Origin of the sequence: Limosilactobacillus mucosae (assembly GCF_046939755.1) — a bacterium.
Classification (GTDB): Bacteria; Bacillota; Bacilli; order Lactobacillales; family Lactobacillaceae; genus Limosilactobacillus; species Limosilactobacillus mucosae_A.
Genome location: NZ_JBKZAY010000002.1, coordinates 164,340 through 174,901 on the forward strand (window position 1 = coordinate 164,340; position 10,562 = coordinate 174,901).

The following is a 10,562-nucleotide window of genomic DNA, read 5'->3' on the forward strand; positions in this document are numbered from 1 at the left end:
CAGGATGGTTTTAATCGATCTGCATTGTCACTTGTTGCCAGGCGTGGATGATGGTTCACCGGACCTCGCGACTTCTTTAAAACTGGCCCAAGACGCGGTTAATGATGGCGTAACGCACGCTTTATTGACGCCACACCATATGAATGGGCACTATCTCAATCATAAAGCCGATGTATTGCAGCTGACGGCGGACTTTCAACAGGCCTTAAAGGAAAAAGAGATTCCATTAACGGTTTTTCCGGGGCAGGAAGTTCGCATCAATGGCGAGCTATTGGAAGCCTTGCGTAAAGACGATATTTTGTTCGCGGATGAAGGCGGGCGCTACATGCTGCTGGAGTTTCCCAGCCAAGAAGTGCCGCAGTACGCAAAGGAAATGGTCTTTAAGTTGCGGCAGCAAGGTATCGTGCCGATTATCGTCCACCCTGAACGGAATGCCGAGCTGTTGGAACATCCGGAAAGACTGCAGCCATTCTTGGAACAGGGTTGCCTGACCCAATTGACGTCCAGCAGCTATCTGGGCCGCTTCGGCAAAAAGATTGAAAAGGCTACGACCAGCATGATCAAGGCCGGGCAGGGAGCCATCTTTGCCTCTGACGCGCATGCCTTGAGTCATCGCGAATATGAGCTCAGCGAAGCTCTGCAGAAACTGCGTGGCGAATTTGGCGCTGAGCTGGCCGATACATATGAACAAAACGCGCGCGACATTATTAATGGGGATCAGGTTAATTTAGATTGGCAGCCACTGCCTAAAAAGAAACGTTTTTGGTTCTTTTAGTTAAGAAAATTAGGCGGGGGGGGGGGGTAACCTCGCCCCTCTTTTCGACTAAAGAGGATGATTAAGGGAGGAGGAATCGTGTAATGATGGCAACAAAAACTAAAGCATACGTCAATCAGCAGCGCGTAAAAAAGCGGCTGTTTTATCCAGTCTGTAAACGCGGCTTTGATTTGATTGCCAGCTTGCTTGCCTTAGTGCTGCTTTCGCCATTGTTTTTGGTGATTGCAGTACGGATCAAGCTTGAGGATGGTGGTCCAGTAATTTATTCACAGACGCGGCTCGGGAAAAACGAAAAGCCGTTTAAGATGTATAAATTCCGGTCAATGGTACAGAATGCCGATCAGATTAAACAACAGCTGCTCGACCAGAATGAGGTTGAAGGCGCGATGTTTAAGATGAAAGAGGATCCTCGGGTTACTAAAACTGGCAAGTGGATTCGTAAATACAGCTTAGACGAACTGCCACAATTGGTTAACGTCCTCTTAGGGGATATGAGTCTGGTTGGCCCACGACCACCGCTGCCAAGCGAGGTCGCTGAATATACTGATTATGATAAGCAGCGACTGTTGGTTACGCCGGGTTGTACGGGACTTTGGCAGGCAACGGTTCGCAATAAGGCCAGTTTTGATGAAATGGTCAGTTTAGATATTGAATACATAAATAAAGCCAGTTTTTGGTATGACTGCCGGATTATCTTTATGACGGTCAAGATTATGATCTTTCCGAATAGTGCATATTAGGAGTTAGGAGAATACATAATGAAGGTATGCTTAGTTGGATCAAGTGGTGGACATTTAACACATTTGTATATGCTGAAACCATTTTGGAGTACTAAAGATAGATTTTGGGTAACCTTTGATAAAGAAGATGCTCGAAGTAAATTAGCAGATGAAAAAATGTACGGATGCTACTATCCTACGAACCGAAACATTAAGAACCTGATTAAAAATACATACCTTGCAATTAAAATCCTAAAGAAAGAAAAACCTGACGTAATTATTTCAAGTGGTGCAGCAGTTGCTGTGCCGTTCTTTTATATTGGTAAGTTAATGGGTTGTAAATTAGTCTATATAGAAGTTTTTGACCGTTATGACAAACCAACTTTGACTGGAAAACTGGTATATCCAATTGTTGATAAATTTATTGTGCAGTGGGAAGAAATGAAAAAAGTATATCCCAAGGCAATTAACTTAGGTAGTATTTTTTAAATTTTAGGAGAATTATGATATTCGTAACTGTAGGAACCCACGAACAGCCTTTTAATCGTCTTATTAAAGAGGTTGATAGGTTGGTAGCTGACGGGAAAATTAAAGAAAAAGTAGTTATTCAGACTGGGTTTAGTACGTATATACCAGAGCATTGTGAATGGCATAAGATGATGTCTTTTAATGAAATGCAAACTGCATATCAAACTGCAAGAATAATTATTACCCATGGCGGGCCTTCTAGTTTTCTAGAGGCTTTGCAATATGGAAAAGTCCCTATCGTGGTGCCGCGTCAAGTTGAGTTTAATGAACATATTAATAATCACCAAGTTGATTTTGTTAACCTAATTGCTGAGCGAATGAATAATATTATCCCGGTTTATCAAATTGATGATTTAGCTGTTAAAATTTTCAATTATGATAATTTTGTTAAAATAAAAAATAGTAGTAAAACCAGTAATAACAAGAAATTTAACGCAGATTTAGAGAAAATTGTAGAAAGACTAGTGAAATAGCAATGACGTTAAAACATGCATTTCTTATTATGGCTCATGGTGACTGGGGGCAGTTGCAACTACTTCTTCAGCAAATTGATTACCCTAATCATGATATCTTTATTCATATTGATCAAAAGCAGAAAAAATTCCCAAAGACTGCGCTAGAATTGTCAACTAGATTTTCCAAAGTACATGTTTTTAGTAAATATAAAGTATTTTGGGGTGGATATTCTCAAACTATGGCAGAAATTTACTTATTTAAAAAATCAAGAGAATATGGTCCATACGATTATTATCATATGATGTCCGGACAGGATTTATTACTGGTATCAAGTTCAAAGTTTGATGAATTCTTTGCAAAAAATAATGGAAAAGAATTTGTAGATTTTAAGAACTATCAGAATGAACATGATCCAGAAATAAAAAGAAGGACTAAGCTATATCATCTTTTACAAAATTATCGTCGACGTTTTAAATGTCAATTTTTAAATGAAATTTTCATTCTTTTTGAAAGGTGTTTATTAGCGCTGCAGATAGTGTTATGTGTTAACCGAGTTAAAAATCTTAATTGGAAAATAAAATTAGGATCGAATTGGGTTAGTATAACTGATGATCTTGTAGAAAATATTTTAAAAAACGAACCGAAACTAAGAAAAATATTTAAGTGGACAAATTGTTCAGACGAATTGTTAGTACAGACTGTGGCATTTAATTGCGGGTTCATGTCGCATATGTACCATAATTTTTATGGCGAAGATAATATGCGATTAGTTGATTTTAGTCGTGGAAAAAATGGTAGTCCATACACTTTTACGATATATGATAAAGATTTACTGAGAAAAAGTAATGCATTGATTGCAAGGAAATTTTCTATTAAAAATAGCGAGATTGTGGATTGGATTATCAAAGAAACTAAATAGAAAGATTGGATATGTCTTCTATGAAAGTATTAATGGTTAGTACGAATAACTTAGATAGGAACGGAATTTCAACATTTATTATTAATAATGCAAAAATAATGGCTACCAGACCAAGGATGGATATAGACATTCTAGCTCCTAATGATGTTGATTCAAATCTAAAAAAAGAACTACAGAGCGCAAATATTGATTTGTTTATTCTACACGACAGGGACTCAAAGCCACTGCATTATTTTTCTTCATTAATATCACTTTTAAGAAAAAATAATTATGATGCCATACATGTTAATGGTAGCAGTACAATTATGGCTATTGAATTAGCAGCTGCTTTTTTTGCAGGAGTAAAGATACGAATTGCTCATAGTCATAATACAGTAACAGAACATAAAAAATTAAACAGGCTACTAAGAATACCATTTGAAATATTTGTAAATCGGAGGGTTGCTTGTAATAATGCAGCAGGAAAATGGTTATTTCGAAATGAAAAATTTGACATAATCGATAATGGTATTTTTCTCAAAGATTATCAGTATAATCAAGACAATAGAACAGAAATTAGGAAAAAATTTAAGCTTAATAAAAATGACATTTTATTAGGTAATGTAGGTAAATTTAATTATCAAAAAAACCAGTTATTTTTATTAGATGTTTTAAAACAACTTCCTGAGAAATACAAATTAATATTAATAGGAAATGGACCTGATTTTAAAGATATTTTGTTGAAAGTAGATATCTTAGGTTTAAGTGATAGAGTTATATTCACTGGTGTAGTTAATGATGTGCAAAGATATTTATCTGCAATGGATATCTTCGTTTTACCATCTCGTTTTGAAGGACAACCTTTTGTAGTTATTGAAGCAATGGCCAATGGATTGCCGATCATTGTGTCAGATCATGTTTCACGTGAAGTTGATGTAATTAATAAACTAAGTTTTATCTCTCTTTCCATTACTAAATGGGTTAAACAAATTAAAATGATTAAGTTACGAAATCGTCTTATAGATTCTAGTAATAATATATTAAACTTATCTAGTCATGGATATGATGTTGAGAAGAATGCAGACAAGTTTTATGAGAATGTATACTCGAAAAAAATTTGAAATAATATACTAAGAAGTTATTAATCTAAAAATGAGGAGAATACTGATGAGTAAGTTAACTATGTATATGGTTACTCATAAAGAAGTTAAAGATATTCCTAGCGGAAGAACGCCTATTTTTGTTGGAAACGGTAAAAATTCAAATAATTATTTAAGAGATATTACAGGAGATAACATTTCGAAGAAGAACAAGAACTTTTGTGAATTAACAGCACTGTACTGGATTTGGAAAAATGATAGAGATAGTGAATTTGTGTCAATAGAACATTATCGTAGATTTTTCATGAAAAAACATTCGATGGCAAAGATCATCTCCAAAAAAGATGTAGAAAGTATGCTATCTAATAATAGGATTATTTTACCAGAATCAAATAAGTTCTCTATGAAGATAAGTGAAGCATATTGTTATTGCCACGACAAGAATGACTATTATAATACAAGAGATATTATTTTAAAGACATTTCCTAGTTATTTGCATGATTTTGATGAGGTTATGAATGGTTATAGTTGTAATATGCTTAATATGATGATTATGCCCAAAAAAATTTTTGATGAGTATTGTGAATGGCTTTTTAATGTATTATTTAAACTAGAGAAAATGAATGGTGATATTTCCAGCCGTTCCTCTTACCAACAAAGAGCATATGGTTTTATGTCTGAGCGTTTGCTTAATGTTTGGATTAAGCATAATAGTATAGAAATAGAAGAATTACCAGTTTATCAAGTTGAATCTAGCAAGTTAAAATCAGTATTACGTATCATTAAACACCGCATTAATAATAGACCGTTTGATCCACGAAACGAAAAACTACATTAGAATAGAGATAGCCCAATTTGAATGTCTAGGACATGTTGAAAGTAGCTTCTATGCTTTAATTTCCTAAGAAAAATACAATATATTTTATATCTCGTTGTTTATAAAATTAAGTTAGAAAAGTAAAAAGCTATTTGTGATAGACTTTTGAATAACCACAAACAAAAGTAAAGAAAAATCACAAATAGTCTATAAACATCTTAGCATACACGAACTAACTCCCATAGCCGATTTCTGGGATCATGGTATAAAAGTCTATCCGTAGCCAAACTTCTCAAGCGGAGCCAGAAAATCATCTATCGTGTCTATCACTTCCTTGATACTGGGAAAACAATTAAGCAATATACGGAAGCCTACCAACGTAACAAACGTCCATCGGAAAACTGACGGGGTGATTAACGCTCATCTGGATTACTGGACTGACTCTCTAAGCTACCGCTAAGTTAATTACCATTTGATAATTGTAAGGAATTTGTTGATTGGCGTGATATTACCAATCAGCACGATATTCATACCTATTTTGCCAAAGCCGGTGCATCTCCAGCGAGGACTGAATGAAAACAACAATAGCCTTTTGTGGCGTGTGGCCTTAGTAAGCGAAAGTGTTTCTGTAACTTACCAGATGAATTGATCACTCAGCTGATTTTCGAAGAAACAATATTTCTCGAAAATCAATTAATTACTGTACACCACTAGAGGTATTCTTAAGTCGTGTTACAGGTGAACAGCTTTTAAACTTTTTTTAATTTAAATTGATATTTCATATCTTAAAAAAATCACCAGACTTTTATAGATGGCTATCATTTAATATAAATTATAATAGGACGATATTTTTTATGCTTAAAGAAAATTTTGATATATTTAAATTTACTCTTTTAGATTTGTATACACTCTGTACTTTTTTATATGTTTTAGTACAGTCTAACATTTCTATACAATATACTATGATAAAAAATCTGATTATGACAACGCTCTTTTGTTTTCTTATTTTTGGAGTAATTTATCGTTGCGTAAGTCATAGTAAAATAAACATTAGGTTGATGTTTTTTTTACTAATTATAGTAATTTGGATGTTTTTAATGATTTTTATGAATAAATGGGATAAAAATCTTTTGTTAATACCCATTTTTGCCTATATAGTTTCTGATTATGAAATAGATGATATTTTAAAACGATACAGTTGTGCAACTTTTGCGGGAATTTTTTTAATAATTTTATTAATGTCTGTTCATATATTAAATAATGATCAAATAATTGATGCTTCAAGTAATGAATTACGACAAAGTGTTGGATTTAATTGGGTATCTTTTGGGCCTGATATGTATCTATCTGCTGTTGCAGGATTTCTAGCATATAAAAAGGAGAAGATTAAAACCTTACAATTAATTATTTTTTTATTTATTAATATTTGGTTCTATAAAAAAACTTTAACCAGTGCGGCATGGTTGTTAATTAATCTAGCATTAATAACATCATTTGTTTTTAGAAGTAATCTTATCAGAGAATATTTTTTTAAAAATAAGATTGTTGATTTTACTTTTAAAAATATTACATCTATAACTGCAATTACAACAATAGGCTTTCAATTAATTTATAACAAACTGTGGACCACACAATTTATGATTGACTTAGATAGGTTGTCTAATTTTAGGCTTAGTTTAAATAGAAATGCATTTATTAACTATAAAATATTGCCATTAGGACAGCATCTTGTTTGGAATCAGATGGGTGGTAATAATAATTACTTCTATGTGGATTCTTCATATATTAGAATTCTCTTTACTGGGGGAATAGTTACTTTAATAGGAGTATGTGTAATATTAGATATATTAAGTAAGAATGCGATTAGTAGTAAAAATTATTATTATGCAATGATGTTAGGAATTATAGCACTACATGGAATTTCCGATCCTTTATTAATAAGCTGTAGAGATAATCCATTTTTGATTACGATTATTCCAAGTTTTCTTAAATATTATTCAAATAATGAAAAAATTAGTGAGAAAGAATATGACCATTAAGTCTAGAAAGGTTTTTATATGAAGGTTGCTTTTTTTGCGTCAGATAATTCACAGCTCTCAGGTGCTTTTAAATGTCTTGCTACTATGGTTGAATCATTACAAGAAGACTATGGTGTTGAATGTTTAGTGTTTCTACCTAGACCAGGAGATGGTACAGATTTACTAGATGGAATGGGCATTAAGCACGTAATGATTCATTCTCATGACTGGATAGTTCCTATTAATGAACAAACTAAATTTACAAAGAAGTTAAGATGGATTGCAGAGCAAGGAGCTAATAGTATAGCGCTACATAAGATAATTAAAACTTTAAAAAAATTTAATCCTGATATTATACATATTAACACATCTTGGGATTATGTAGGAGCAAAGGCGGCAAAGTACTTAAATATACCAGTTATTTGGCATATTCGTGAATTTTTAGAAGAAGATCAAAAAATGACTTTTTGGAATAAGAAAAATGCTCTAGATTTAATGTCCCAATCTAAAGCATTAGTAGCAATATCAAATTCAATACAAAATAAATACCAGTTAGAGTTTGGTAATAAGATTCATGTTATTTATGACGGGATTGATGACTCCTATAATAATGATAATAATATTCTAAGCGAAAATATTGTAAACTTTATAACCGTTGGTGGTTTATACCCTGGAAAGGGCCAAGATGTAGTTATTAAAGCTTTAAAATTACTTGAACAACAAGGTATTAAAAATTTTAAGTATCGTTTAGTTGGAGAAGGAACTCAAAAAAAATACTTGGAAAAATTAGTAGAACATCTGGAATTAAATAATTATGTAGAATTTTGCGGATATTCGAATGATACAACTAAGTATTATCTTAAAAGTGATGTATTCATTATGAGTTCAATAGCTGAAGCTTTTGGTAGAGTTACTGTTGAAGCCATGATGAACGGATTACTGGTCTTAGGGAGAAAAAGTGCAGCAACAAATGAAATTTTAAAAAATGGGACTTATGGAATAATGTTTGAGAATGAACATGATCTTGCTGATATAATGATCAAAGTTATAAAAGATCGTCAAAGAGACAAATTACTAGCTATTAAAGGTAAAAAATTTGCCAATAATACATTTACTTCTAAGAAGAATACGAATCAAATATATAAATTATACGTTGAATTACTGAATACTCAAAATGTCAAGTAGTATAAATAAAAATATTCCAACATAGCTATAAATTCTTTTAAGTTTGATTACTTATTAAGATAAGATAAACTGTGTTGGATTTTTTAATAGCACGAATTACCGATTATATTTAAGCAGTGATTAAAATTTTAATAGATGATAAAGGAGTACAGAAACTTGAAAAGAAGATCTTTAGGGATTAATGCATTATTAAGTGGATTTCAAAATTTACTTAATATAGTATTCCCTTTAATTACTTTTCCATATGTATCTAGAATTTTAAGTGTTTCAGGAATGGGAAAGTATAACTTTTCAAATTCTATAATTAGCTACTTTTTATTAATAGCAGGATTAGGAATAAATTCGTATGCTGTAAGAGAAGGAGCCAGTTTAAGGAAGAGCAGGAGAGAGTTGAGTGAATTTGCAAGTAAAGTGTTTACAATAAATTTAATTTCAACGATATTTTCATATATTTTATTAGGAATAATTTTGTTCTTTTTTTCAGATTTACATAAATATAAAATTGCTATTTTAATATTCAGTATACAGATTTTATTTACTACATTGGGGGTTAATTGGATTTATACAATATTTGAAGAGTATGCATATATAACAGTTAGAAATATATTATTTAAAATAATTTCCATGCTTTTACTATTTGTTTTTGTTAAACAATCATCAGATTATTTAAAATATGTTTGGATTTCAGTTTTTGCCTCGACTGGATCATATGTATTGAATTTTATATATGCGAAAAAGTTTTGTGATCTAAAATTAAATTTTAATTTTGATTGGGACAGATTTTGGAAACCCATATTGATAATTTTTGCTTCTAATATTGCTGTACAGATTTATGTGAATTCTGATACTACAATTTTAGGGTTTATGAAAAGTAATTATATCGTAGGCATATACGGTGTTTCTGTAAAAATATATAGTTTAGTTGCTAACCTGCTTTGGGGAACACTACTAGTTACGGTTCCAAGATTATCAATGCTATTAGGTAATGGTGAAACAAGAGAATATCATTATTTGCTTGAAAAGTTAATAAACATGGTTATTTTAATAGTATTACCTACAATGGTAGGATTATTTATGTTAAGCCCCGAAATAGTTACTATTATTGCTTCTTATAAATATATACGTGCAGCGTATTCATTAAGAATATTGTGTTTTGCATTGATTTTTAAAATTTTTGGTACGATATTAAATGATTGTGTACTTTTACCAGCAAAAAGAGAAAACAAGTTATTATTAAGTTACATAATAGCTGCTACTATAAATATCATATTTAATTTTATACTTATTCCTACTTTTTCAGAAAATGGTTCTGCATTCACTACCCTTATAGCGGAATTTTTAGCAATGATAATTAATTTATATTATTGTAGAGACCTAATAACTAATGATCTGAAAAGTAAAAAAACAATTAATAATTTTTTAACAGTATTAATAGCATGTAGTTCAATATGTTTAATTTGTTTACTGGGAGAAAAATTTATTAGTGGACTTGTATTCAGATTGATTATTATCATTCCATGTTCGATATTATGTTACACTGTAATACTTTTTTTATTAAAAAATGAATTTATTTCTTATGTTTTTAATTTAGGTACTAAATAAAAAGAGCTAGGAGCTAGAGTTAACTTATAAATAAGAATTGGTTTTGTGTATCTGTAATCATATATACTCTGAAGCCATAATAATATTCTTGCTTAGTGGTATTGTATCTGACATTCACAGAATCGTGGAACAAAACCAAACGAATATTGCAGTGAACTTGACATAGTGGTGGAAGCATAACGATTAAGTAAATGACTCGTTATTAAACCATTTAGAAACTTTTACAAATGATATGATATATTTATGAAACAAATTTTAGGAGTCCTTTTATATGAATTATGATTATTTGGTAGTAGGCGCCGGCCTGTTTGGAGCCACTTTTGCCTATGAAGCAGCCAAGCGTGGCAAGCGCGTTAAGGTAATTGAAAAGCGCAGCCATATTGCAGGCAATATCTATACTAAAAAAGTCGATGGCATCCAGGTACACGAATATGGTGCCCATATTTTCCACACCTCAGACAAGT

At 31.7% G+C, this 10,562-nt stretch carries 11 protein-coding genes and 1 pseudogene; all 12 read left to right on the top strand.

Annotated features, from left to right (window positions below; all coding sequences use genetic code 11):
* Window positions 1-4 precede the first annotated feature (4 nt).
* The gene (locus ACLUWI_RS01655) at window positions 5-775 is read left to right on the top strand and encodes a tyrosine-protein phosphatase (RefSeq protein WP_412145892.1); all 771 of its coding nucleotides are present in this window, start codon (window positions 5-7) and stop codon (window positions 773-775) included.
* An 86-nt stretch (window positions 776-861) separates the two neighbouring features.
* Window positions 862-1,515: a sugar transferase gene (locus tag ACLUWI_RS01660; protein WP_412145905.1), complete on the top strand. Its 654-nt coding sequence runs from the start codon at window positions 862-864 to the stop codon at window positions 1,513-1,515.
* 18 nt (window positions 1,516-1,533) lie between these two features.
* The gene (gene pssD, locus ACLUWI_RS01665) at window positions 1,534-1,983 is read left to right on the top strand and encodes a PssD/Cps14F family polysaccharide biosynthesis glycosyltransferase (protein ID WP_272209555.1); all 450 of its coding nucleotides are present in this window, start codon (window positions 1,534-1,536) and stop codon (window positions 1,981-1,983) included.
* A gap of 14 nt (window positions 1,984-1,997) precedes the next feature.
* Window positions 1,998-2,495, top strand: a complete 498-nt coding sequence (locus ACLUWI_RS01670; protein ID WP_412145893.1) for a glycosyltransferase — start codon at window positions 1,998-2,000, stop codon at window positions 2,493-2,495.
* A gap of 2 nt (window positions 2,496-2,497) precedes the next feature.
* The gene (locus tag ACLUWI_RS01675; RefSeq protein WP_412145894.1) at window positions 2,498-3,397 is read left to right on the top strand and encodes a beta-1,6-N-acetylglucosaminyltransferase; all 900 of its coding nucleotides are present in this window, start codon (window positions 2,498-2,500) and stop codon (window positions 3,395-3,397) included.
* Window positions 3,398-3,417: 20 nt separating this feature from the next.
* Window positions 3,418-4,497, top strand: a complete 1,080-nt coding sequence (locus ACLUWI_RS01680; RefSeq protein WP_412145895.1) for a glycosyltransferase — start codon at window positions 3,418-3,420, stop codon at window positions 4,495-4,497.
* 46 nt (window positions 4,498-4,543) lie between these two features.
* Window positions 4,544-5,314 (top strand): DUF4422 domain-containing protein, encoded by a 771-nt coding sequence (locus tag ACLUWI_RS01685; RefSeq protein WP_412145896.1) that lies wholly within the window; start codon window positions 4,544-4,546, stop codon window positions 5,312-5,314.
* A gap of 358 nt (window positions 5,315-5,672) precedes the next feature.
* Window positions 5,673-6,057, top strand: a pseudogene (locus ACLUWI_RS01690) (transposase); the annotation flags it as partial.
* Between the two features lie 333 nt (window positions 6,058-6,390).
* On the top strand, window positions 6,391-7,332 hold the full coding sequence (locus tag ACLUWI_RS01695; protein ID WP_412145897.1) for a hypothetical protein: 942 nt from the start codon (window positions 6,391-6,393) through the stop codon (window positions 7,330-7,332).
* Between the two features lie 18 nt (window positions 7,333-7,350).
* Window positions 7,351-8,496, top strand: a complete 1,146-nt coding sequence (locus ACLUWI_RS01700) for a glycosyltransferase family 4 protein (protein ID WP_412145898.1) — start codon at window positions 7,351-7,353, stop codon at window positions 8,494-8,496.
* Window positions 8,497-8,652: 156 nt separating this feature from the next.
* Window positions 8,653-10,098 (top strand): flippase, encoded by a 1,446-nt coding sequence (locus ACLUWI_RS01705; RefSeq protein WP_412145899.1) that lies wholly within the window; start codon window positions 8,653-8,655, stop codon window positions 10,096-10,098.
* A gap of 271 nt (window positions 10,099-10,369) precedes the next feature.
* Window positions 10,370-10,562, top strand: a 193-nt coding sequence (locus ACLUWI_RS01710) for an FAD-dependent oxidoreductase (RefSeq protein WP_412145900.1), incomplete at its 3' end; no start/stop codon positions are given.